The organism is Rummeliibacillus sp. TYF-LIM-RU47, from assembly GCF_008638315.1.
Lineage (GTDB): Bacteria > Bacillota > Bacilli > Bacillales_A > Planococcaceae > Rummeliibacillus > Rummeliibacillus stabekisii.
This window is the reverse complement of the sequence record NZ_VVIR01000001.1, coordinates 14,658-39,249: the sequence shown is the minus strand read 5'-3', so window position 1 is coordinate 39,249 and position 24,592 is coordinate 14,658. Positions and strand designations below refer to the sequence as shown.

General features: G+C 37.5%; 22 protein-coding genes, 1 pseudogene and 1 riboswitch. Of the genes and pseudogenes, 10 read left to right on the top strand and 13 right to left on the bottom strand.

Annotated features, from left to right (window positions below; genetic code table 11):
- Positions 1 to 96: 96 nt before the first annotated feature.
- Both F0527_RS00260 and F0527_RS00255 read right to left on the bottom strand, forming a co-directional pair.
- Positions 97 to 1,191, bottom strand: a complete 1,095-nt coding sequence (locus F0527_RS00260) for a metallophosphoesterase (protein ID WP_150283367.1) — start codon at positions 1,189 to 1,191, stop codon at positions 97 to 99.
- A 114-nt stretch (positions 1,192 to 1,305) separates the two neighbouring features.
- Positions 1,306 to 1,599: a hypothetical protein gene (locus F0527_RS00255; RefSeq protein ID WP_150283366.1), complete on the bottom strand. Its 294-nt coding sequence runs from the start codon at positions 1,597 to 1,599 to the stop codon at positions 1,306 to 1,308.
- Between the two features lie 252 nt (positions 1,600 to 1,851).
- On the opposite strand from F0527_RS00255, the gene F0527_RS00250 reads away from it, so the two are divergent.
- Complete coding sequence (locus tag F0527_RS00250; protein ID WP_150283365.1) at positions 1,852 to 3,063, top strand: AI-2E family transporter; 1,212 nt, start codon at positions 1,852 to 1,854, stop codon at positions 3,061 to 3,063.
- 62 nt (positions 3,064 to 3,125) lie between these two features.
- Here F0527_RS00250 and F0527_RS00245 read toward each other — a convergent pair whose 3' ends face one another.
- From F0527_RS00245 to F0527_RS00230, 5 genes are all read right to left on the bottom strand, one after another.
- Positions 3,126 to 3,809 carry a nuclease-related domain-containing protein gene (locus F0527_RS00245; RefSeq protein WP_223823494.1) on the bottom strand — a complete coding sequence of 228 codons (684 nt, stop codon included), beginning with the start codon at positions 3,807 to 3,809 and terminating at the stop codon, positions 3,126 to 3,128.
- A 159-nt stretch (positions 3,810 to 3,968) separates the two neighbouring features.
- On the bottom strand, positions 3,969 to 6,185 hold the full coding sequence (locus F0527_RS00240) for a sensor histidine kinase (RefSeq protein WP_150283364.1): 2,217 nt from the start codon (positions 6,183 to 6,185) through the stop codon (positions 3,969 to 3,971).
- Positions 6,182 to 6,349 carry a hypothetical protein gene (locus F0527_RS16875; protein ID WP_158512612.1) on the bottom strand — a complete coding sequence of 56 codons (168 nt, stop codon included), beginning with the start codon at positions 6,347 to 6,349 and terminating at the stop codon, positions 6,182 to 6,184. The genes F0527_RS00240 and F0527_RS16875 overlap by 4 nt, the downstream gene beginning before the upstream one ends.
- A complete protein-coding gene (locus F0527_RS00235) occupies positions 6,324 to 7,019 on the bottom strand; it encodes a response regulator transcription factor (RefSeq protein ID WP_066791496.1) in 696 nt (231 codons plus the stop codon). Before F0527_RS00235 ends, F0527_RS16875 begins: the two co-directional genes overlap by 26 nt.
- 276 nt (positions 7,020 to 7,295) lie before the next feature.
- Positions 7,296 to 8,084 carry a hypothetical protein gene (locus F0527_RS00230; protein WP_150283363.1) on the bottom strand — a complete coding sequence of 263 codons (789 nt, stop codon included), beginning with the start codon at positions 8,082 to 8,084 and terminating at the stop codon, positions 7,296 to 7,298.
- Positions 8,085 to 8,251: 167 nt separating this feature from the next.
- On the opposite strand from F0527_RS00230, the gene F0527_RS00225 reads away from it, so the two are divergent.
- From F0527_RS00225 to F0527_RS00215, 3 genes and pseudogenes are all read left to right on the top strand, one after another.
- Positions 8,252 to 8,482: a MerR family transcriptional regulator gene (locus F0527_RS00225; protein WP_150283362.1), complete on the top strand. Its 231-nt coding sequence runs from the start codon at positions 8,252 to 8,254 to the stop codon at positions 8,480 to 8,482.
- A 141-nt stretch (positions 8,483 to 8,623) separates the two neighbouring features.
- Positions 8,624 to 9,180 (top strand): annotated as a pseudogene (locus F0527_RS00220) (histidine phosphatase family protein).
- A 186-nt stretch (positions 9,181 to 9,366) separates the two neighbouring features.
- Positions 9,367 to 10,818: a WD40/YVTN/BNR-like repeat-containing protein gene (locus tag F0527_RS00215; RefSeq protein ID WP_150283361.1), complete on the top strand. Its 1,452-nt coding sequence runs from the start codon at positions 9,367 to 9,369 to the stop codon at positions 10,816 to 10,818.
- A 169-nt stretch (positions 10,819 to 10,987) separates the two neighbouring features.
- Here F0527_RS00215 and F0527_RS00210 read toward each other — a convergent pair whose 3' ends face one another.
- Both F0527_RS00210 and F0527_RS00205 read right to left on the bottom strand, forming a co-directional pair.
- The gene (locus F0527_RS00210; RefSeq protein WP_150283360.1) at positions 10,988 to 11,974 is read right to left on the bottom strand and encodes a homoserine dehydrogenase; all 987 of its coding nucleotides are present in this window, start codon (positions 11,972 to 11,974) and stop codon (positions 10,988 to 10,990) included.
- A 231-nt stretch (positions 11,975 to 12,205) separates the two neighbouring features.
- Positions 12,206 to 13,501, bottom strand: a complete 1,296-nt coding sequence (locus tag F0527_RS00205; protein WP_150283359.1) for an O-acetylhomoserine aminocarboxypropyltransferase/cysteine synthase family protein — start codon at positions 13,499 to 13,501, stop codon at positions 12,206 to 12,208.
- Between the two features lie 109 nt (positions 13,502 to 13,610).
- Positions 13,611 to 13,722, bottom strand: a riboswitch (SAM riboswitch).
- Between the two features lie 176 nt (positions 13,723 to 13,898).
- Between F0527_RS00205 and nfsA the strand changes: the two genes are divergently transcribed.
- Entirely contained in the window at positions 13,899 to 14,630 is a 732-nt protein-coding gene (gene nfsA / locus F0527_RS00200; protein WP_150283358.1) for an oxygen-insensitive NADPH nitroreductase, read from the top strand.
- Between the two features lie 53 nt (positions 14,631 to 14,683).
- Here nfsA and F0527_RS00195 read toward each other — a convergent pair whose 3' ends face one another.
- Positions 14,684 to 16,372 (bottom strand): YrzE family protein, encoded by a 1,689-nt coding sequence (locus tag F0527_RS00195; RefSeq protein ID WP_150283357.1) that lies wholly within the window; start codon positions 16,370 to 16,372, stop codon positions 14,684 to 14,686.
- A 172-nt stretch (positions 16,373 to 16,544) separates the two neighbouring features.
- On the opposite strand from F0527_RS00195, the gene F0527_RS00190 reads away from it, so the two are divergent.
- Complete coding sequence (locus F0527_RS00190) at positions 16,545 to 18,113, top strand: FAD-dependent oxidoreductase (protein ID WP_150283356.1); 1,569 nt, start codon at positions 16,545 to 16,547, stop codon at positions 18,111 to 18,113.
- 76 nt (positions 18,114 to 18,189) lie between these two features.
- On the opposite strand, the gene F0527_RS00185 is transcribed toward F0527_RS00190, so the two are convergent.
- Positions 18,190 to 18,480, bottom strand: coding sequence for a hypothetical protein (locus tag F0527_RS00185; RefSeq protein WP_150283355.1), 291 nt, complete (start codon positions 18,478 to 18,480; stop codon positions 18,190 to 18,192).
- A gap of 185 nt (positions 18,481 to 18,665) precedes the next feature.
- Here F0527_RS00185 and pepT point away from each other — a divergent pair, with 185 nt between their 5' ends.
- From pepT to F0527_RS00165, 4 genes are all read left to right on the top strand, one after another.
- Positions 18,666 to 19,892: a peptidase T gene (gene pepT / locus F0527_RS00180; RefSeq protein WP_150283354.1), complete on the top strand. Its 1,227-nt coding sequence runs from the start codon at positions 18,666 to 18,668 to the stop codon at positions 19,890 to 19,892.
- Between the two features lie 18 nt (positions 19,893 to 19,910).
- The gene (locus F0527_RS00175; protein WP_150283353.1) at positions 19,911 to 20,906 is read left to right on the top strand and encodes a DMT family transporter; all 996 of its coding nucleotides are present in this window, start codon (positions 19,911 to 19,913) and stop codon (positions 20,904 to 20,906) included.
- Positions 20,907 to 21,211: 305 nt separating this feature from the next.
- Positions 21,212 to 22,462 carry an Nramp family divalent metal transporter gene (locus F0527_RS00170; protein ID WP_223823565.1) on the top strand — a complete coding sequence of 417 codons (1,251 nt, stop codon included), beginning with the start codon at positions 21,212 to 21,214 and terminating at the stop codon, positions 22,460 to 22,462.
- Positions 22,463 to 22,509: 47 nt separating this feature from the next.
- The gene (locus tag F0527_RS00165) at positions 22,510 to 22,719 is read left to right on the top strand and encodes a hypothetical protein (RefSeq protein WP_066791465.1); all 210 of its coding nucleotides are present in this window, start codon (positions 22,510 to 22,512) and stop codon (positions 22,717 to 22,719) included.
- A 42-nt stretch (positions 22,720 to 22,761) separates the two neighbouring features.
- Here F0527_RS00165 and F0527_RS00160 read toward each other — a convergent pair whose 3' ends face one another.
- Positions 22,762 to 23,442 carry a GNAT family N-acetyltransferase gene (locus F0527_RS00160; protein ID WP_190323344.1) on the bottom strand — a complete coding sequence of 227 codons (681 nt, stop codon included), beginning with the start codon at positions 23,440 to 23,442 and terminating at the stop codon, positions 22,762 to 22,764.
- Positions 23,435 to 24,565, bottom strand: coding sequence for a mandelate racemase/muconate lactonizing enzyme family protein (locus F0527_RS00155; RefSeq protein WP_150283351.1), 1,131 nt, complete (start codon positions 24,563 to 24,565; stop codon positions 23,435 to 23,437). Before F0527_RS00155 ends, F0527_RS00160 begins: the two co-directional genes overlap by 8 nt.
- Between the last annotated feature and the right edge of the window lie 27 nt (positions 24,566 to 24,592).

Sequence of the window (24,592 nt, the reverse complement as noted above, 5' to 3'; positions counted from 1 at the left end):
AACTCCTTATCTTTTATTTGATGCTTCATTTGGCTATTGCCAGCAAAATTAATCATAACACATCGGGAATGATAGCTATTTTATAATTCCGTTACATTAATCCGTCAACTTCACGTCTACAATCCACATTTCACTCCGGCTATTAGTTCGAATCGGTGGCCCCCAAAATCCAAAACCAGATGATACGAGATAGTGCGTTGTATTTTTTAATAAATAACCATAGTCCAACTCAAATGTTTTTTTCGTTATCCACTGATTGGGCCACATTTGCCCGAGATGAGTATGGCCTGAGAGATGGATATCGACACCAAGTTCTGTAGGTGTGCGCAAATCTGATGGCGTATGGTCCATGACTATCCACGGATATTGCTGATCAACATGCTCAGCTAATTCTTTTAAAGACTTGCGATTAGTATTCGTCTTATCTTCCCTTCCTGTTAAATAAAACGCATTGGCTATACATATTGTTTCATCTTGTAAGATGGTTACAGAAGATTTTTTCATTTCTTCTACAAATATAGGAATTTGGCGACCGTAATATTCGTGATTGCCTAGAACTCCGTATACACCATATGTAGAAGTTAACTTTTTCATGACCTCATCCATGTGATATGCCTTAAACCAATACGGGTGATCGTCTACAATATCCCCCACTAATAATACGACGTCAGGCTTTGTCTCATTCGACATATTCACAAATTTTTGTAAAAGCTTTTTGTTAGACAAGATGCCTAGATGAAAATCCGAAGCAATGACCATACGAAAATCTTTACTTTCAGGATGAATTTTTTTAATGTTTATCTCTTTTCTCCGAACGACCGGTGAATAAGCCATATATGAGCCAATTCCTATGATCAAAGCGAATATGCCAATAACAGCTACTCCTACCCATAAAACTGTTAGCGAGGGAATGAGCCATAGGGCTAAATCAGCGAGCGGGAACAAGAGAAGCCCATATTCGACCAACACCATCCAGTAGGCGCTCACCACTTTAGTTAGACGAAACTTTTCATTGAAATTGCTGATGATAATACTATATGCGATATAAAGCCAAATAATGGAAAATATAAGGCTAAAATGAGAGTGAAAGACGGTTGATAAAAAGTGGTACACATTCCATCCAAGGTAATAGACAATCAAATTATAAATGACAACCAATAAAAGACCTTTGACTATTTTGCTGACTCCCATAGAACGCTCCTTTCCTCACCTTTTTAAACTGTATGTAAATATATTTCCATCAAATAACGAAGTAGAACAAGCCCAATTTCTTACCTTACTAAGGAAATCAGGCTTTTACTTATTTTAATATGGCGCAATCCAAATAAAGTAATGCATAAAAATAATGCAAGAATATACAGTTAGTACAGTAGTTAACAAAGCCCGTCTTTTTAAAATTACTTTATAGAAAATAGGCGCGTATCTCCTAACAACAACCATTAAAATACTAGTCAACAGGATCCCTATAAATAATTCCGGTAAAGCTAAATAAACAGTAATATCCCCTATCCCTAGCAATGCATCTAGCAAGACCGCATAGCCTAGTAATCTAAACTTACCCGCGTGTAATTGCAAGTTGAACAGAAGCCGGCTAATCATAACTCTCCTCCCCCTTACCAGTAATTATATATATTTTTGGTTAATTACGGCAAATTAGAGGCGTTTATCCATAGTATCTTTACAATTGGGTTACTTAATTACAGTATGAGCAAGCAATTTAGTTAGAAACGGTCTTATAAAGGGTAAAGAATAGTTATCTAACTAGCAAGACGCTATTTTTTAAGCAAGGTTCAAAAATAAGCAGCATTTGTTGGATACATTCTAAAGAATGACCAGGGGTGGGTGAGTATAATGCAGATTAAAGATTCAAAAGGAACTATCTTTAAAAGGAAAATTTTAAACAGCAAGTTTGTTGTCTATACACTTATTGTCTTCATCTTCAGTCTAACTGTTCTAGCGCTATCCAAAATCGGATTTGTTCTAATCCCTTTCGCTATCTTTATTAGAACTATCTTTTTGCCGATCATACTGGCAGGAATTTGCTTCTATTTATTCAATCCGTTGATTGATTTCTCCGAACGAGCTGGGGTGAAGCGGACTATATCCATTTTATTATTATACGTATTGATTATAGGCATACTTACGGTCATTATTTCCTCTGTTTTGCCCATCTTAAAAGAACAAATTCAAAGTCTCATCATGAATATTCCAACTCTCACAAAAGAGGTACAACATACAGTTTTACAATTGGCACATAATGATTTTGTCGAAAAATGGATGCAACCTCTAAATGCTGATATTGATCGAATATCGCAAAGTGTGTCAGGCTATCTCAGCAATAATGCAGCAGATTTTTCACATGGTATATTTTCAGTTGTAGGAACCATTACAGAAGTGATCATGGCTGTGGCAGTGCTTCCTTTTATTCTTTTCTATTTATTGAAAGACGGTGATAATCTGCCAACATATATTCTACAGTTTTTGCCAGATCAATCACGTTCAGAAACCAAGCGAATCTTAAGCGAAATGAACCATGCGTTAAGCTCATATATACGTGGTCAAATCTTCGTATCCTTATGTATTGGCACATTGCTTTTAATTGGCTACCTTATTATCGGCTTAGATTATGCCTTAACGCTAGCAATCATTGCGATGGTAACGAATGTAGTGCCGTATCTAGGACCTATTATTGCTATCACGCCAGCCATTATTCTTGCGCTGATTCATTCGCCATCTATGCTGTTGAAATTAGCCATCGTTTGGGTCATCGTTCAATTGCTTGAAGGAAAACTAATTTCTCCACAAATCATGGGCAAATCTCTGCGAGTCCATCCTATAACGGTTATTTTCGTTATTTTGACTGCTGGAAATCTATTTGGTTTGCCTGGGATTATTTTGGCGGTACCAGGCTATGCAGTACTAAAAGTAATCGTCACACATATTTATCAATTTATTCGATTGCAGTCTAACATGTTTGCGGATAAAAAGATTATTACAGAAGAAGAAGAGGTTCCTACCGACACCTCACCTATTATTGTAGGTCCAGAATCTCAAGATAAATAGTTGCTTGTATAAAAGAGCTAGAGTTCAGTGTGATTTGTACTCTAGCTCTTTCATTTTTTCGTTTAAGATGAGTGCTTCTTGCGAAGATCATTAATATGTTTCTCTTTCACTTGTTCTTCTACATTTGTATAAGGCAACAATTTATTGTAGATAAGATTAACTGGTATTGCATCAGGCCTATGAAGAGCGTTAATCTTCTTCACCACATGCAACCTATTACGATTGATAACTTCTATACACTCTGATTCAATATCAATTGATTTCAGAGTGCAACGGTTGCTAAAAACAATCAGAGAATAAAAAAACTTCTCATCTACACTTGAAAGTAAACGCTGCAAATGTTGTATATGTGATCGATTTTGCTTGATAGGATTGTAAAACTTATACTTCTTTTTATTTTGAAAAACCTGAGTCCATTTATAATCGCGTTCTCTACCATAAATCCATCCGCTATAATTTTTAGATTCAATCACATAAATCATACTTTCATGTATGAATATAACGTCGATTTCCGTTGTATCTCCATTTGTCTTAGGAATATAAAGATTGACTAGCGTTTTATGCTTGCCCGGCAACTTTTGTAACTCTTTTACAATTAAATATTCCCCATATAGTCCCTTGTTAAAAAAGGTTTTTCCGAATGATGTGCCTGTCAGTTGTTTATATTCACTTTTTTCATAACCAATATATCGAACATATTGGATAGAAAGCAAAAAACAAATAAAGATGATTCCTATTATTATCAATGTATATCACTCACTTCTATCTTTTTATATATTTACCAGTAAATAGATTATTATTAATATCATTTTCCTATATTATATTGTTTTTTGCTACTAGTTTTTTGATGGAATTAAAAAAAGCCCAGAATTCATCATAGAATTCTGGAACCTATTTATATTTTTTCAATATAATCGCTCTAATGGCACAGAAACAACCACTTTAAATAAATCGCCATCGATTGTGATTTCCATGCTGCCTTGGTGGAGATCGACGATAGATTGAGCAATAGCAAGGCCAAGGCCTGACCCTTCTGTATGGCGAGCGGTATCAGCTCTTTTAAAACGTTCATAGAGCTCCTCGACATTTTGGTCGCCAAACTCATATTTCGTAATATTTTTGATAACAAACTGCGCTTTATCATTCACTTTTTCTAATGTGATATAGACACGTGTTCCTTCCATTGTATACTTTAATGCATTGATCAACAGGTTATCTAACACGCGCCACCACTTTTGGCCATCTACATATGCGAATAATGGCTCCTCTGACAATTGCACACGGAACGACATATTTGCTTTTTCAATTTCTTCCTCATGTTCGCCCACTGCTTGCTTGACTAGTTGATTTAAATCAACTCGCTGTTTGTGCAGTTCAATATTACCGGTCGCCATCTTAGACACCTCAAATAGATCTTCAATCAATGTTTTTAAGCGTTGTGATTTTTTATCTAATATCGCTATATAGCTATTACGCTCATCCTCTGTCAATGCAGGATTCTTCAATAAATCAGTGTACGTAATAATGGATGTTAATGGTGTTCTTAAATCATGGCTGACATTGGTAATAAGTTCAGTTTTTAACCGCTCACTTTTCGCTTGCTCTGTAATAGAAGAACGGACACCTTCACGTAAGGCGTTCAAATTTGCTGCATGCTGGGCAAAAGGTGATTTGCCTCGAACGGGAATATCACCGCTTAATCGCCCCTTCGCCATATCCTCTGTCTGTTTCATCATTCGATTTAAATAACCCATGCGACGCAGAAATACTAATGTTGCTGGAGTTGCTACAAACATAAATAAAAACATGTAAAGTAAAAATGCCCCTCCACTACCATCCGATACAATGACTATGCCTACGCCTGCTAAAAAAACAGTAATTAGCAATGCGATAGATTGTAGACCAATGCTTCTAGATAAAAATAAATGTTGAATATCCTTTATTACATGAAGAAGGATAGATTCTTTAATAGCTTTCGCACGCTTCTCCCCTGTATCCAAGTCTTTCATCAACATCATCGATTGCCTAATGATAAAATGTACTAAAACAAACAATAAAGCAAATTCAAATATAAAAGTGAAAACAAACATCGCTTTATTAAAGAAAGTTCCATATATACGAGTGAATACTAAGTGTTCCGATAATAAAATAACGGCAAAGAGAGTAGCAAATAAATTTAATGCAATAAATATCCCTCTTATATCAATAGGCCATTTACGTATCCACTGGTAAAATGCGCGGCCCTTCTGTATCTCTAATTGAAACGGACGTAATAAAAATAAGGCAATTATAGAGAATATACTAACTAACCAAATAAAATAAAGAAGTCGTTTGTGGAATTGAAAGTTTTTATATTCCTCATAGTAGCTTGATTGTGTAAATAATTTTTCTGAAATAGAGATACTTCCTGTATATCGGTGTGTCTTCTGCTCCAATAAATTTGACACATCATAAGAGATTCCATCACTTCCTTCATACACGATATCATCAGAAGATAATGATAAATCTAGGGTATCATCGGTACGATTATACTGCTTTGTATAGGCTGTATCTCCCTTCACATTGCCCTTCACAAATGACTGGCCCGTCTCTAGATCAGTGAGGTTATATGAGTAATAAGAGAAATAGTTGAAAAAGTACTCTTTGTTATTCTCTCTGTCGCTTATATACTGATCAATATCTTTTTCTTTAATTTTTATAATCTTGTCGCGTACATATTGATCGTCTTCAAAGTTCTTTGTGATATCTTTTATTTTTTTCTCTCGCTCTTTGATTAGTGCCTCTTCGACAGTAGTAGCCTTGGCATCTTTTGCTTCTTGGATCCTATCTCTATACTGGTCTTTAATATTGGCTATTTGCTCTCCTAAGCTTCCATAATAATTCCGATAATCCTCTATTTCACTAGAAGAGACCTTGATTTTTTTCTTCGCCTCATCTCCATCTGCTGGATTTAATACAAGCGAGCCTAATTGGTGTGTAAAATCGTCATAATCTGATTGGAAAGTATCAGATTCAAAAAAGTTTTTCAGAAAGTATTGGTGGCCATATTCTAAAAAAGAATATAGCCCAATCAATACAATAGAAATTAGAGACAACTGGGCAATATATTTATTTCGTTTCATGCGTTTCCTCCAATTGTACGTGTTAGCTGAGCTAGGGCTTTGGCAAAACTAAAATCAATAAAGTGCAAAATAAATGATAAGCAATATAAAAGACTAGCGAATGCAAGCAACAAAGCGATGATTGACCAAATCATTGCGCTATGCTCTTTCCATTTTGTAGCCAATTCCCCACACCACCTTTAAGTACTTTGGATTCTTTGGATCTACTTCTATTTTTTCACGTATTTTTCTTATATGAACTGCAACAATATTATCCGCATTGTAAGCCGCTTCTTTCCAAACACGCTCGTAAATTTCTTCTATTGAAAATACACGACCTGCATTGGTGATTAAGAGTTCTACGATGTTATATTCAATCTTTGTCAGTTTTATAGGCTCGCCGTCCAGCGACAATTCCTTTGCTTCTGCATCTAATGCTAACCCGCCTAATACTACTTTCCCTTGCTGTTCTTGATAGGTCCCAAGTTTTACGTAGCGACGCAATTGCGATTTAACGCGAGCCATTAATTCTAATGGGTGAAAGGGCTTTGTCACATAATCATCCGCGCCAACTGATAGTCCGTGAATCTTATCTCCATCCTCAGCTTTAGCGCTAAGCATAATAATCGGGATATTTTGTTCTTCTCGTATTTTAAAAGTTGCCTGTATCCCGTCCATTTCTGGCATCATAATATCCAATATGATTAAATGGACTTCATTTTCCATTAATTTCTCTAATGCCTCTAACCCATTCGCTGCTTTTAATACATGGTAACCTTCGTTTTTTAAGTAGATTTCAATGCCATCACGAATATCTTGGTCATCATCTGTGACTAATATTGTATAGGATGCCACTTCATGCACCTCATTTCACTGTTTTCTATATAGTTCATTTTACAGGCCAAATCTTAAAAAGAAGTGAGCCTAAAAATGAAGAAATTCTTAAGATTTACTCCTATTTTACAGGATTTCACAACCCTATCGAAGAGAACTTTCTAACATCACCAATAATAAACACCAAAAAACAAACTATTATCACTTCATTCCTAAGTGATAATAGTTTGTTTTTGTAACTTGCCCACTCTACTTGATTCTAAAATGGAGTATGATACATCTCTGGAAATAGAGTTACTACTTTAAAGGAATATCAAAGTTTTTTCCTGATCTTATCAATTCGTGCGTAACGCCATTACGTACATCGTCTGTAGAGAACTGAATGTCACCCATTTGTTTAGGACGCTTTTTCAGCAATAAGCCTATTCTTCCCTCTCTTTTTTCACCTTTACGATAGTCGACTCTTGATGCGCTACTTTCGCTAACAAAGGTATCATTACTAAAGATAAAGTTTCTTCTTGGAACGTAAAAACTTTCTCCATCAAATTGAACATCTAGGAAGCTAAAGAACTGCACTACCTCAGGATATTGATTAGTCACTTTATAGATAATTTCTATGTAATATGCACGGTCTTTAATCTTCCACCCGGATTTTTGAACAGCCTCATTTAATTCATTCCAATCTGCATCTTTGTATTTGTTTTTTTCTTCAAGTAAATCCTCTATCGACTTATTATTATAATTATTTAAATATTGTTTCTCTTCATCTACTATATCTGTCATTTTTATCAGCTTAACTTCCTTAACAAAGATATGCACCTCGCCAACATTATACTCTTTCCTTATATTGTAATGTTGAATTAACTCAAGCGTCGCTCTATCTTTTTCCCTCACTTTTTGCCCTTGCGTCTGTAAGAAATCGTCTCCACCACTTTCTACTATTTTCAAAGTCTTTGGTTTTTCATTTTTTAGGGGCGCTTCTTTCATCTCTTTTTTTGGAGCTAATTCATAAAATGCAATTAATAAAACACCAATCATCGCTAATATCACTAAAGCTGCCCATAGAAGCCTTTTATTATTCTTCAAAAAATAAACCTCATTCTATAAAATATGCTTCATCTTTGCTAGAATTTTTCTTAGCAAAAAGTTAGAGAGAAACCATTAGCCTCTCGGTCTTATATTGTAGCTAACAAACCAGCAGTTGAGCAACCCTACATCTACTAGTATAATGAAGCAAAAAGGGGGTTCTTTTGATGTACAAAAGTGTGGCAGATACAGCACAGGATCTCTCTATGCCCGAACATCAAGTGATGCGCTATGTCTTAGAAGGAAGGATACGCGCTGTACATGATGGCCAGCAATTCCTCGTTAATAGCGACCAATTTGAACGTTATTTTGAACAATTGGATAGAATAAAAGAAGAAATCGAAATATGGAAAAACACACCTATTCCAGAGGATATTGATATTAAGGATGAGGATTAATGACAATGAGGACTACTTTGTAAAATTAATGATAATAATAAAAGTACGCCATTTAAAAATTAGTGGTGTACTTTTTTGTTTATCACTCCTCCTAAATTCTCCAATGCTACAATAGGATCATTACTGTCAGGAGCTGATACAATGACTAATTTATATTTTGTTAGGCATACACATTCTACCTATACACCTGATGAATTAAATAGACCATTATCAGAAAAGGGATTTTCTGATGCCCCACTGGTTACAAGATTATTAAAAACAGAGGGTATTGATTTCGTTTTTTCAAGTCCTTATAAAAGAGCGGTTCAAACCGTAGAGGACATAGCAGAATACATACATACAGATATAGGAATTATAGAAGGTTTTAAAGAACGGACTTTAACTGCAGTCCCTTCAATGATTTTGCTTTTGCAATAGCAAAAGTCTGGGAAGACTACAACTTTTCATGGGAAGGTGGAGAGTCTAACGTTGTGGCTCAAGAAAGGGGTATTGAATCTACATTTAAAATATTAGACAACTATAAAGGTAAAAATGTAGTGATAGGAACACATGGAAATATCATGGTGCTAATCATGAATTTCTTTGACAGACAGTATAATTTTTCTTTTTGGCAGAATCTTGATATGCCAGATATATATAAATTGACTTTTGACGGAAAAGTTTTAAGAAACGTAGAAAGAATTTGGGATAGAAATTAATTCTTGTTTACTTAATTGGCGCGATTGTATTAACACAATTGCTCTTAAACTACATATTAATCCAGGTAGGAGTGTGACAAGAAGGTACTTTGAATAAAAAGGTATTTTTTTATTGAACATACTAAGGATATAACAATCGATTTACCCCAACCTAACAAGGCACATTATTTTAGGATGGTGGTAATTTTGAAGTTCATAAAAATAGTTACTTGTTTGTTAGTTTTTTTAGTTATTGTCAATTTGAAAGATCGTGAAGTAATCGCTTCAGATCTTGAAATTACATTAAAAGAAGCGATTAACATTGGATATCAGAGAGCGAAAGAATGGAATGTAAATGCAACACTTACAACAGCAAACAGTGTGGATGAAACAATGGGAGGTTCGAGAGGAGATACAGGAAAACGCTTTAATTGGTTTACGACCTTTGTGGTACCAGGTACAGAAGATTATGTAATAGTTGGTATCTCAAAAAAGAAAATTACCTTCTTTAGACCGAGTAAACAAACCCAAGGCCCAACAATTCCTTTTGATGATATTAGGTTAGATAGCTTTGAAGCTCTACAATTGGCTAAGGATAAATACGGATTAAAACAAGGGAAGGATTGGGCGACAGGATATCATTTTACACTTGATAGTATCGAGGGTGAACCTATTTTAACAGTGGTTGGAAATGATCGAGATAACCGTTTTACTCGAATTTCATTCAATACCAAAACTGGAGATATAGTCAGTGCAATTCATAAATTACCTTTCGGCGGTGGATTACTATCCAAACATATTGGGAATGAAGTTCTGTCAAATAAAGGAATGGCTATTATGGGTGTTGTTGCAGGGAACAAACAATTGGTGATATGGGGCGACAAAAAGCCAACGCAGTTTAGCACAACCAAGCAACCCTTTATTGAATTGAGCCATAACAATGGTAAAACATGGATAGAACTGCAATTTAATGGTTATGTAGCACATGCTTGGTTTGATATGAAAGATCGATTATACGTAGCCACAGAAAAAGAAATATGGGCAGGTATTACATCGAAAAGTAGGGGTACTAAAATCCTTTCATTAGAGTACCCTATAGAGAAAATTGATTTTTCTGCTAACAACCAGATAGCTGTGACTTCAAAAGGTAAGGTTTACTATACAATCAATCAAGGAGAGACTTGGGAACAAACTGTAGTACCTAAACCATTTAATGTGCTACAAATCTCAAATAACGGTGATTTGGTAATGTTATCAGATGAAGGAAGTATTTTGCAATACACAAAAAATCAATGGAAATTAATAACCATACCACATTGTAATGATGAACCTATGGATATGAAAGTGATTAATAATAGGCTATTTGTTACAACACAAGGCGGAATTTGGACTCGAAATCTCCGACAGAAAGGTAAGGGAAATTGGAGAAATGTCCAAGTTGATGAAGTGCTGGTTAGATTTATTAAAAAAGGAGAGAAGTTGTTCGGCAGCACACATAGAGATGAAGCTATTTATTCCATCAATACAAGAGATGAACAAAAATCTAAAAAAGTCTTTGATACGAGAGATCTCATCGTTTGGGATGTGGATATCATGAAAGATACGTTATGGATTGCGACAATACCAGATTATTCATGGGAAGATATGCCGATTAAGTAGACGATAAAAGTATGTAGTGTATAGCTATAAATAGCATTCTACTCTTCAACCCAAAAGACTAAGAAGAGAAGTTATATAATGTAAAAGGATAGATGTATACAGGTCCACACTCCTGTTCATCTATCCTTTCTTTTTAAACCAATATTATGATAAATATCTTTTAATTGAGTTAAATTGAAATAGCAGTTTTAGTCTTTGTTAGCATATCTCCATAATCTTCCACCATCACGCTCGCAGTCGGAAGCATTCCCGCTCCTGGCCCTACAAGTGTTACGGTGCCTAGCAGATCCGCCTCAATGGCAACAGCGTTGTTTACTTCCTCAATTGAATAGAGAGGGTGACTCTGATCTATGAGCTCAGGTCTAACTGTCGCATGCACCTCGCCTGTTTTATAATTTTTTTGGACTAGTGCAATATGTCGGTAGCGCATGCCTTTTTCAGTTGCTTCTTTTACTTGTTGGGATGTGATTTCATTAATACCTTGTACTTTTACATCCTTCCAATCTGGCTGCTCTTTAAATGCTAGTTCACTGAGGATCATTAGTTTTCGAAAAGCATCTTGGCCTGATATATCGTTATAAGGATCTGCTTCAGCGTAGCCTAATTTCTGTGCATCTTCTAAAGCTTCCTCAAATGCCATTCCTCTGGCACGCATTTGGGTCAATATGTAATTGGATGTTCCATTTAATATACCTTGAATGCGCTGGACCTCATTGACACGAAGCAGATTTTGCATCGTTTTTATAACAGGAACGCCGCCTGCAACTGTTGCATCAAAACCTACCTGCACTCCCTGTTTCGCTGCTTTTTCCTGAAGTGATTTACCATGCTTAGAAAACATCACTTTATTAGCGGTGATAACGTTGCATCCCTTTTCAATAAGGCGGTCAAGGTATTGATATGCAGGTTCCTCTCCTACAATTGCTTCGAAAACAACATCAAGATTCGGAATATCCAGGATTTCCTCTATTTGATTTGTCAGCAACTCTTTAGCAGCGTGAGGACGTGGCTTATTCGGATTGCTTACGAGGATTTTTGCTACTTCTAGGTCGACACCTAGCATCCGTTTCAATTGACTGCGCTTTTCTGTTAATATGCGATAGACCCCCTGGCCAACTGTACCGAAACCTAATATAGCAACCTTTACCTTTTTCAAAAAACCGCCTCCATTCTCTTAATCAATTAATCTACATACTGATGATTTTAGCTTACACAGAGTATGTTTACAAGATAATTCCTCCCATAAAAGACATATGTATTTACAGTGTGTTCATTCAATTCAAAATGAAAAGAGTGACAAGACAATCCATCACTCTTTTCTTTATTTATTTAAAAATCTTAGGAAATGCTGCTATTTCCCTGAGGCGAAGTGAAACTCATTAACAAATTATTTTGCTGCAACTTTTGGGCTTACCTTTGTGAATGCTTCTTCTAGTGCAGAGATGATATCATCGATTGCTTCTAACCCAATAGATAAGCGAATTAATTCCTCTGGCACGCCTGATTTTTTCAACTCTTCACTGTTTAATTGTTGATGAGTAGTAGAGGCTGGATGAATAATCAATGAGCGGGCATCTCCTACATTTGCCACGTGGCAGAACAATTCGACATTGTCGATAAATTCGCGTCCAGCATCTCTGCCCCCTTTAATTCCAAATGTAAGAACAGAGCCATAACCATTCTTTAGATATTTTTTGGCAAGAGGAGCGAATTCGCTATCAGAGAAGCCGTTGTATCCTACCCATTCCACCTGAGGATGCTGACGTAAGTATTCAGCTACCTTTCTAGCATTTTCATTATGATAAGGCACACGAAGATGCAGTGTTTCAAGACCCTGTAATAACTGGAAGGCAGCATCTGGGCTAAGCGTTGGCCCAAAGTCGCGCAGCAATTGTACGCGCAGGCGTGTAGTGAAAGCTGCATTACTCACATCAATGCCATATCGGATGCCATGATAGGATTCATCTCTTTCTGTATAGTCAGGGAATTTACCTCGTGTCCAATCAAACTTGCCTGCATCCACCACAACACCACCGATTGTCGTACCGTGCCCGCCAATCCACTTAGTCGCAGAGTGAATCACAATATCAGCACCATATTCGATAGGATTGCATCCAATCGGTGATGCAAATGTATTGTCGATGATTAGAGGGATTTCGTGTCGATGGGCAACATCCGCAATACTTTCGATATCTGCTACTGAAAGACTAGGATTACCAATCGTTTCAACATAAATCGCTTTTGTATTTTTTTGGATTGCACCTTCAAAATCTTCAAGCTTCCGTTCATCTACAAATGTAGTATTGATTCCGTATCGTGGCAAAGTATTGGCAAATAAATTGTACGTTCCTCCATATACACTCGCAGCTGAAACTATATGATCACCAGCACGCGCTATATTTAAAATAGAAAATGAAATGGCCGCCATGCCTGATGATAAAGCAACCGCTGCTGTTCCACCTTCAAGCAGGGCTACTCGTTTTTCAAAGACATCAACAGTAGGATTCATGATTCGAGAATAAATGTTACCTGGCTCTTCCAAGGCGAATAATTTCCTTGCATGCTCTGTATCATTAAACCTATAGGCTGTAGTTCGGTATACCGGCACTGCAATTGCACCAGTTGTAGGATCAGGCGTTTGGCCTCCACGTACTGCTAAAGTCTCTTTACGAAATTCTGTCATTCTAATTCCCCCTAATATAGTTTGAGATGGAAATCTGAGGCATGTGGCAAGGATTTTCCAAAAGAAAAACCCTTCTTCACATAAGAAGAGGGTCATTAGCATTTTCCTCCCCTTATCTGTCAGATCCGCAATAAAGAATCTGTAGGAATTAGCACCATGTAAGATAACTTACTGGTTGCCGGGCATCGCAGGGCCTTTCCCTCCGCCACTCTTGATAAAGGTAATTTATTCTGTTCCATCTTGTTGTTGTAAGTATAGGTATTGCATTTTAAAAAGTCAATACTATTTTTTGATATTTCTAAATATTACATACAAGCGGATTCGTTTCGCTAGTCATTTCCTACAATTTCTCCTATAGTTAATTAAAGAAATCCACAAAATAGGAGTTGTTCTACAGATGGTTAAAGATTTATTGCGTAGCCATTCATCTGTTCGAAAATATACAGGTGAAGAGATACCAAAAGAGGTTGTACGAGATTTAATTGAAACAGCACAAATGGCTGCTACCTCACATTTCATCCAAGCATACAGTGTCATCTGGGTAACTGATGCTGACAAAAAGAAAAAATTAGGCGAGCTCTCTAACAATGAGTTCCAATTCAAAACAGCAGGTGCTTCTTTCTTATTCTGCGTTGACTTCAAGCGTTTGGAGGCTGCCGGCAAAAAGCAAGGTGTAGAAATTGTGGCTGATTCTGCTGAAAACCTTCTTGCAGGCGTAGCCGACGTAGCGCTATTTGCACAAAACTTTGTTATTGCTGCTGAATCAGAAGGATACGGTATTTGTTATATTGGCGGTGCGCGTAATAACCCAGCTGAGATCAGCGAATTATTCAATCTGCCTGAACACGTTTTCCCTATGTTCGCCATGACAATCGGAAAACCGACGAAAAGAAATGAAACAAAACCAAGACTTCCACTGGATGCCGTGCTGCATGAAAATAGCTATGATGAAGAAAAATACGATACATTACTTGATGAATATGATGCGACATTAGAAGAATACTACCAACATCGTTCATCGAATCAAAAAATGTCGAATTGGACAAAACAAATGGCTGATTTCTTAGTTGAACAGCGTCGTCCATTTATCAAAGACTTTCTTGCAACCAAAGGATTTACTTGGAAATAGAAAAAAGCTCTATAAGGTTTTTGGCTTTCGTCTACCTTATAGAGCTTTTTTAATTATTTTTCTTCGATTCCCTCTATAACCATTTCTTTTACTGGTAAAAAGACTTCGCTTGAATTCACATATTTCAGCTTTACAGTGTCACCTTCTTTCAGATAGACGGCGAGAGGAGCCACTTCTGAACTCACAATATAATTTTCTTTATTATCTAGCAAGAAGGAAACAGTAGTGAAATCCCCATTCTTTTCTTTATAAACGCGGACTATTTTTCCTTGAGCTTCTTTTTCTTCTGCTTCAGATGTTCCTTTTAACGAACTGTTGCCAATTCGGGAGATAATTGTTTTATATTGCCTTAATGCTTCATTTGGAGTTGCTGCAGATACTGAAAGTTCAGGCCTTGCTGCAGACACAATCGAGTAATTTTGCAGGAAGCCATTGGAATCTAATACTGGTACAAGCCAGCTAGCTTCACCGTAAAAATTGTAGATAATCGGCATAGAAGCACGCCATTTTTTCTCAATGAATTTTTTCTCAATGATTTGAATAGCACCCTGTGAATCCATATAGGATTCTTCTTTATTGCCTGTATAGTACGTTGCATGACCTGTGCGAGCGTCTGTTAAAGAGTAGCCAAGCATAGAATCTACGCCTTTTTTCGGGCTTCTAAAATCAGTGAAATAATACATGGTTCCATTCTCATCAAAAACAGGGCTGACATTTGCTTCTGTCCCTTCATCTGATGGCAATTTCACATCTTTCTTGCCGACTAGACTATTCCAAAAGCCATGCACATATTTGCCGAAATATTCATTTTGTCGACTTACCGCTTCTGGAGAGATTGCTCCGTCAATAAAGGCAGGTATTTTATCTAATGTATACGTTTTAGAAGCGCCTGTTTTTACATCTACCATAACAATGCCCTTTGGATCAAAGCCATTACGCGCAGAAATGAATTTTCCATACGTTCTGATGTAATACGGCTTGCCGTCATCGTCTACTTCCAATTGTGGATCGCCATAAAAAATTTCTTTTGGATTAGCAAGTCTCATGTGGCGTTCGACATTATTGTTAAAATAGCCAGAAGCTGTGTAAACCATTTCAGATTTAACGAACTTTGGATTGTTAGATGAATCGGTTGCACTCATAATGAGATACCCTGGCGAAACCTTCCCCTTCATCCATTTAAAAAAGTCAGAAAACTCAACGGGTGCAATATAAACATATTCGCCCGCTACTTTTTGGATCTGCAATTCTCCTAATTCATAATAGCTAGGATTTGGCACTTGGCTAAAGGCCTTCTTCATCTTATTTCGTGCGAATTTTGGTGGAACACTTGCAGGCGTTTTTGTGTCATCAAACGCTTTCATTTCCACTTTGTGATCCATATCCGCCGACTCAAATTTTTGATTGGCGTTAAAAACAGGAGCAGCTAAAAGATAACCAAAATAAATTAAACTAGCAAAAGCGATTAAACCTTTTATTTTACGTTCCATTCCTGTGGATAATAAAAGACCAATGATAGCAAGAACTAAAATAACAGGCCATATTACAGACCAATTTTGATCTAATTTAGTTACATAGAAGACAATGCTCGAAATTAATGTTCCTACAATAAAAATAAATAAGCCAAATTTTAATTTAAACGATGTTTTATGATCGCCCTCTGGTGTCTTGCTTGCAAGCGGCGTTACCAAAACCATTGCGATCAAACCGATTAACGCTGACATCGTAAGAGTTAGTGTCATGTATTACTCATCCTTTCTTATCCTATAAATACGGTTGGAGCGAATGAAAGTTTCAAAGAATTTATATGCTTGAGAAGATTGAGTTCCAACTTCATCAAATAGTTCAACTAGATTGGTATAATTACCCTCCAATTCGGGAATTCTTTAAAAAAAAGTAATTGGAGGATAAATAATGCCAGAAAAATATGGAAAGCTTCCAGAAAGCCCTCAATCTTATTGGATAGACTCTGTAAAGTTGCCCACATTTCCACGTTTAGAAGAAGACATTAATGTTGATGTCGTTATTGTAGGTGGTGGTATAGCCGGGCTTACTTCTGCTTTTCTATTAGTTAACGAAGGTTTAAAGGTTGCTATAATCGAGGCAGACCATGTGCTCAATGGGACTACAGGGAATACAACTGCAAAAATCTCAGCTCAGCATGGTTTAATCTATGATGAATTTATCAGGAATATCGGTGAGAACAAGGCAAAGCTTTATTATGAAGCAAATGCAGAAGCACTGCATTTCATTGAAAATACAATAAGTGAGCATAACATTGATTGTGATTTCTCTAAACAGGATGCCTACGTTTATGCGGTCACTGAAGAATATGCAATGAAAGTAAAAAAAGAAGCTGAGGCTTATGAAAAGCTTGGCATCAAAGGCGAATTGGTGAATAGCATTCCGTTTAATATCGATATACAGAACGGGATTGTAATGAAAGACCAGGCACAATTTCATCCATTAAAGTACTTGGCACATCTTCTACAACACATTACAGAAAAAGGCGGCAAAATCTTTGAAAATACAACAGCTGTCAACATAGAGACAAAGGAACAGCCAAAGGTTTTAACCCGCGAGAATCATAGCATTACAGCTAAACATGTGCTTATTTGCACCCACTTCCCTTTTTATGAGGGCATGGGACTTTACTCAGCAAGAATGCATGCAAGTAGCTCATATGTACTTGCTACAAAAGTAAAGAACAAGTATCCGGGCGGTATGTATATTAGTGCTGAGATGCCATCACGTTCTCTTCGCTCAGCAACCATTAACGGCGAGGAATACGTGCTTGTTCTTGGTGAGGACCATAAAACGGGTCAAGGCGGAGACACACTAAAGCGCTACAAAGCATTAGAAGACTTTACGGAACATGCTCTCGGGCTTGAAAGTATCGCCTACCGTTGGACTGCTCAGGACTTAATAACACTAGATAAGTTGCCTTATATCGGTAACCTCACAAGCAATGATCCTAATATATTAATTGCCACAGGTTTTAGAAAGTGGGGAATGACGAACGGAACAGCTGCTGCCCTTCTATTCCGTGATGTCATTGTAAATAAAGGAAGTAAGTATCAGGACTTATATTCGCCATCACGGTTTTATGCAAATCCAAGCTTAAAAAACCTCTTAGCTCAAAATGTGAATGTTGCTGGGCAGTTTATGAAAGGGAAATTTGGCATAACTACTAAATCGATAGAAGACATAAAGAAAGATGAAGGCGGCGTTATCACGATCAACGGCAAACGAAAAGGCGCTTATAGAGATACAGAAGGAAAATTGCATATTGTAGATACAACCTGTACTCACTTAGGATGCGAGGTTGAATGGAACAACGGCCAACGATCATGGGATTGCCCTTGCCATGGTTCCAGATTCACTTATACCGGCGAAGTAATTGAAGGGCCAGCTGAAAAACCATTGTCACGCGATGACCATACATTTTTTGATAACTTCACCTCGAAGGATTCAGGTTACTAAAAGAAAAAATCACAAAACTACGTGTTTTAACTCCATACGAAATTTGATAATTAAAAATGCAAGGGATAGCTGTTTGCTATCCTTTTTCTGTTTCATTATCGATATCCCTCAACACATTCTTTTGCCATGTATAAAATGAAATTGAAAAGGTGCTAACAAACAAAGTCAAAAAAGTAATCCCTAAAACTGTGGGAACAAATTTAAAAGCTTTGATAGCATTATTAGAAATTGACCATTCCATCGCACCAGGTGGCCTAGAAAAAAAACTCGCCAACCCTTCTCCATTAGCCCCTATTATGAGAAATAAAAAACCTAATAATAAAAATCCAACTGGTATACCATATAATGCAATAATCTTATCTTTCACTTTACACCTCCTTATGTTCATGAATCTATTTGTTAATTATTGTAACCTTCTATTAAGCTTATATAAAGTTAGTATAGCTAACTATTTCAACTATTTTCTCTCTCCTCTTTTCTGAAAATATTTCGCACAACTAAAGAAAGTGTTAGAATTATAGCAATGCTTAAAATTTAAGGAGGATTCACACAATGAAAGAAACAGTTATTGAGCGATTGATTCGCTATGCCAAAATTGATACACAATCAAACGAAGAAAGCACAACTACACCATCTACTGAAAAACAGTGGGATTTACTTCGTGTATTAGAAAGCGAATTAAAGGAAATCGGTATGGAAGAAGTATCAGTGGATGAGTTTGGCTACTTGTTTGCTACATTGCCTGCCAACACAGAAAAAGACATTCCCACAATTGGATTTTTAGCACATGTGGACACAGCGACAGATTATACAGGTACGAATGTGAATCCGCAACGTCATGACAACTATGATGGCGGTGATATTCAATTAAATGAAAAGGTTGTCCTTTCACCAAAAAATTCACCTGAGCTATCAAACTATGTTGGCCAAACATTAATTACAACAGACGGCACTACATTACTTGGTGCTGATGACAAAGCTGGTATTGTCGAAATCATGACAGCTATGGAATACCTCATTCAACATCCCGAAATCAAACATGGCAAGATCCGTGTCGGCTTTACACCTGACGAGGAAATTGGCCGTGGCCCGCATAAGTTTGACGTAGAACGCTTCAATGCAACTTACGCTTATACAATGGATGGCGGCCCATTAGGCGAGCTTCAATATGAAAGCTTCAATGCAGCAGGCGTCAAAGTTAAAACACGCGGTACAAGTGTACACCCAGGTTCAGCTAAAGATAAAATGGTCAACGCGATTACTATGGCGATTAAATTCCAAGAATTGATGCCAAAAGAGGCTGTTCCTGAAAAAACAGAGGATCGTGAAGGCTTTATTCATTTAATGCGATTTGATGGAGATGTAGAAAATACTACTCTTTCATATATTATTCGAGATCATGACCGCGAAGCATTTGAAACGAAGAAAGATTCTATGAAAGACGCGGAGAAGAAAATCCAAGCAGAATACGGCGAAGAAGCTATTACCGTAGAAATGAATGATCAATACTACAATATGGCAGAAAAAATCTTGCCTGTAAAAGAGATTGTAGATATCGCAGAGAAAGCAATGAAAAACTTGGACATCAAGCCATTAATCTCCCCTGTCCGTGGTGGTACTGATGGTTCTCAGTTATCATACATGGGACTTCCAACACCTAATATCTTTGCAGGTGGAGAAAATATGCACGGTAAATTTGAATATGTATCTGCAGAAACTATGGTCAAAGCAACAAATGTCATTATCGAGATTGTCCAATTATTTGAACAAAAAGCATAATTGAAAAGAGGTGGAGAGATGAAAGAAATAGCACTTGGTATTTTGGCTTCTTTATTTTTTGCCGTGACCTTTATATTAAATCATTCGATGGAATTAGAAGGCGGGAGTTTTCTGTGGAGTTCGTCTTTGCGCTATTTCTTCATGCTCCCTTTTCTCTTGATCATCGTGTCTGCACGTAAAGGAATGCCCGTTCTTACGAAAGAAATGAAAGCAAAGCCCTTACCATGGTTATGTTGGAGCTTTGTCGGCTTTGTTCTTTTTTATGCTCCGCTTACATTCGCTGCGGCATATGGGCCAGGGTGGCTTGTGTCCGGTACATGGCAGTTTACAATCATAGCAGGGGTGCTGCTTGCGCCATTCTTTGTGAACTATATTGACGGGCGTCCCATACGTCAAAAGGTCCCCGTCACTTCACTTCTTATCTCAAGCATTATCGTGATAGGCATTATTTTAATTCAAATACCTAGTAGTCAAAATGTCTCTACATCACAGTTATTGTTGAGCATACTCCCGGTTATCGTTGCGGCATTTGCCTATCCACTCGGCAACCGTAAGATGATGGATCTTTGCCAGGGAAGATTAGATACATTCCAACGTGTGCTGGGAATGACGATCGCTTCTATGCCCGCTTGGATTGGGATGGCCGTCTATGCGTTATTTACAGTTGGCCTTCCATCTATGAGCCAGTTGATTCAGTCATTGATTGTCGGCATCAGCTCAGGGGTCATTGCAACTGTGCTATTTTTTATTGCGACTGACCGCGTTCATCATGACCAAGGCAAGCTAGCGGCTGTCGAAGCTACTCAATCAACAGAGATTATATTCGTCATCATTGGAGAAATTTTTCTCTTAGGTATTCCGCTCCCCACCCCGCTTGCGCTGTTTGGGATAATCGCCATTATCATTGGTATGTCACTGCATAGTTACTATACGATGCTATTAAAGAAAAAAGAGAATATTCTAGTACAGGCCGCAAATGCTAAACATGAGCAAAAACCAAAATTAAGAGCGTAATAGACTCAAGCCCAAAGGAAACATGATTCCTTTGGGCTTTTTTATTGGTAAACATGACAATGTTTATAATAATCAACAAGTGGCAATTGAATATTGTTCAGTGACCATTCAAAAAAATTCTATGAATCCAGGTAAATGCCTACACACATTAAATGGAATCTTTCTAAAATAGAGAAGAATCCAGGCTTTACTTTTCATTAAATGTAGGGTACACTTTACACTATAAAACTTGCCTTAGGGAAACTTTATTTCTGCAATAACAATTTTAAGTGAAGGGGAAAAATATGAGAAATAGAAAAACAAAAATGGCTTTCCCGACCGCCGATGATGTATTAAATGGCAAATCCCATGGCATCAAAAATATTTTACCTTTTCTAGGGCCTGCTTTTATAGCGGCTGTCGCCTATATTGACCCAGGCAACTTCGCTACGAATATTACCGCAGGATCTGAATATGGCTATCTTCTTTTATGGGTCATTGCTTTTTCAAATCTAATGGCTGTCTTAATTCAATCTCTCTCAGCTAAATTAGGAATTGCTACAGGGAAAAACTTGCCGGAAATCGCACGGGAAAAATTTAAAAAATCTACTTCTATACTGTTATGGATTCAAGCTGAGCTTGTTATTATGGCTACTGACTTAGCAGAATTTATCGGGGCTGCGCTTGGCTTATATTTATTATTTGATATACCTATGTTGCCAGCTGCACTTATTACAGCTGTAGGTTCATTCGCCATCCTTGAATTACAACGACGCGGCGTAAGAGCTTTTGAAGCAGGTGTTTCAGCGATGGTCATGATGGTTGTATTGGCATTTGCCTTTCAAACATTCCTTGCCCATCCAAGTGGAGGAGCGTTAGCAGCAGGATTCATTCCTAAGTTTGACGGAGTTAATTCGATTCTTCTGGCTACCGGCATACTAGGCGCTACTGTTATGCCACATGCTATTTATTTACATTCGTCTCTAACACAGCATCGCGTGGTTGGAAAAGATGAGGAACAAAAACGAAAGATCTTTAAATTTGAATTCATTGATATTGTGATCGCTATGATTATTGCCGGGGCAATTAATATGAGTATGCTTATCATTGCAGCAGCCGTATTCCATACTAAAGGAATGAATGTTGAAGACTTGGATGTAGCCTTCAACTCGCTCCATGACATGCTTGGGCCAACAGCTGCCATTTCATTCGGCTTAGGTTTATTAATCGCAGGGCTCGCTAGCTCCTCCGTCGGTACACTCTCTGGAGACGTGGTAATGCAAGGCTTTATTAAGAAGCATATACCAATTTATCTAAGACGCTTTATTACGATGTTGCCGCCATTATTAATTATTGGGTTCGGCGCAAACGCCACCAAGGCTTTAGTATGGAGCCAGGTTATCTTGTCCTTTGGTATTGCATTCGCACTAATACCACTCATTAAGTTCACTAGTGATAAAAAAATAATGGGTGGCCTTGTAAATCATAAAATCACTACTTTTATCGGTTGGATCGTTGCAGCCATTGTCGTATTATTAAATCTTTATCTACTCTATGAAACATTCATGGGTGCATAATAATATGCAACGCACACACACTAACCTACAAAAGGTAGGTGTGAGCAATGAAAAAGGATTCGTTACCTGAAAACAAAAAAATATTTGTTGATCTTCCCTATAAAGATCGACCAGACATGCTGGATTCCGAGAACATTAGTATCTATGATTTGCATGAAGATATGCAGACAGTTGATCCTATTCCAGCAGAATCACAAGCACTTGAGTTAAAAGAAGAAGAGCTTGATGACAAATATAATGGATCCTGGACATCCTGAGAATAGAAGAGCAAGCAGAGAGTAGTTCTCCGCTTGCTTTTTTTACTTTCTATAAACAACAATCCACTGACCGTCTCTTTGAAGCATATGTGTTCCAATAAATCCTGCGTTAATTAACCGCTGTTGTCCTAAAGTATCTGTCATCGCCGTTTCCTGTTCCTGAGTAAAGCTCGGAACATTTTCTTTTAGGTTTTTTAAAAAAATGTAGCGCAGTTTGCCACCGTACTTTTCCTTCAATCCAGCCACATGGAATCCCTGCGAGAATTTATCTTTTAAGCTAGGGATATTGAGAGGTTTGACTGTTGCACATACATAATCGTAAAGGCCTAAATCAACTTGACCCATAATAATAGACGCCATTTTCTTTTGTAGACCTAATCCACGATAGCGAGGTGAGACATTAGAAATTTCTTGATAAAGCACACGTGAAAGCTGTTCTTGTGGAATACCACAGTCTAGTCCTAAATGTTCCTCATCAACCTCCGGCAAAAGCAAAGCACGAAAAGCGATTAATTCATCAGTAATAAAAATACCGATTATGAGGCCATTTCCGTTAAAAATGTGGATAATCTCTTCTTCACTTAGTGGTTGCAGAGAATCACGATCTGTTAACGCTCCAATTACTTCTTCTTGCAGTACCATGATTGCTGGCAAATGGTCTGCAGTTAAAATGCTTGCATGATACACATTCCCGCCAATCGTTCCTTTTGCAATATTATTCATTGCCCTCTTCCTTTCCATCAACACTACATGAAAATTGGCAGAGCTCTTTGATGATGCTTTCATCTACATCTACACCTAAACCGCTTTTTTCATTTAGGGAAATGAATGGCACGTCATAGTGCAGGTTACCGATATCCTTTGAAAACTTAAGCGGTCCTGTCAATTCCACGCTTTTAAAGACTTTCTTCGAAAAAGCGACATGGAAGCCTGCCGCAGAACCGACCGAAGATTCAACCATGGAGCCAATTTGGCACTCAATCCCCGCCATTTCTGCCATATGGGCAAGCTTCATAGCTGGATAGATGCCTCCACATTTCATCAACTTGATATTCACTTTGTCTGCTGCACGTTTAGCTATAATTTCACGCATTTCTTTCATTCCATGCAAACCTTCATCAATCATCAAGGCAACATCGCTTTTTGCTTTTACCTCGACCATGGCATCTATATCATCTGCATCGACGGGTTGTTCAAGCCAATCTAAATTCATCTTGCGAAGTGCTCGTAATCCTTTAAGTGTTGTGGCCGCATTATGCCAGCCTTGGTTGACATCGACACGGATATCAATAGCATCGCCTACTCGCTCGCGAACCGCTTTAATGCGCTCTACATCCTTCATCACTTCCGTACCGACCTTCATTTTGAAGGAACGATATCCCATTTCTACGCGTTCTGCTGCTTCTTGTGCCATTTTCTCAGGCGAGCCGATACTCAAAACGTGAGTGATAGGAAACTTCTCATGATAGCGCCCACCAATAAGTTGATAAACAGGCACTTGCAGTTTTTTTCCTGCAATATCAAAGCATGCAATATCAATGGCTGCTTTAGCAGCAGGTGCAAGATATACCGTCTTGTCCATAATGTCATGGATCTTTTCAAAGCAAAGTGGATCTTGGCCAATGACAGCCGGTGCTAATTGATGTTTCAACATCATATAGGCACCTTCCCATGTTTCACCTGTTACATGGTCATCTGGCACTGCTTCTCCGTAACCGACAATCCCTTCATCAGTTGTGATTTTAGTGATAATGGATGGCATTGTATCGTATGTATCATAGCTGATAACAAACGGCTCGATTAACGGTAAATGTATAGCATAAATATCTATCTTCGTGATTTTCATTTTTTTCTCCCTTTCCCTTTACATTTA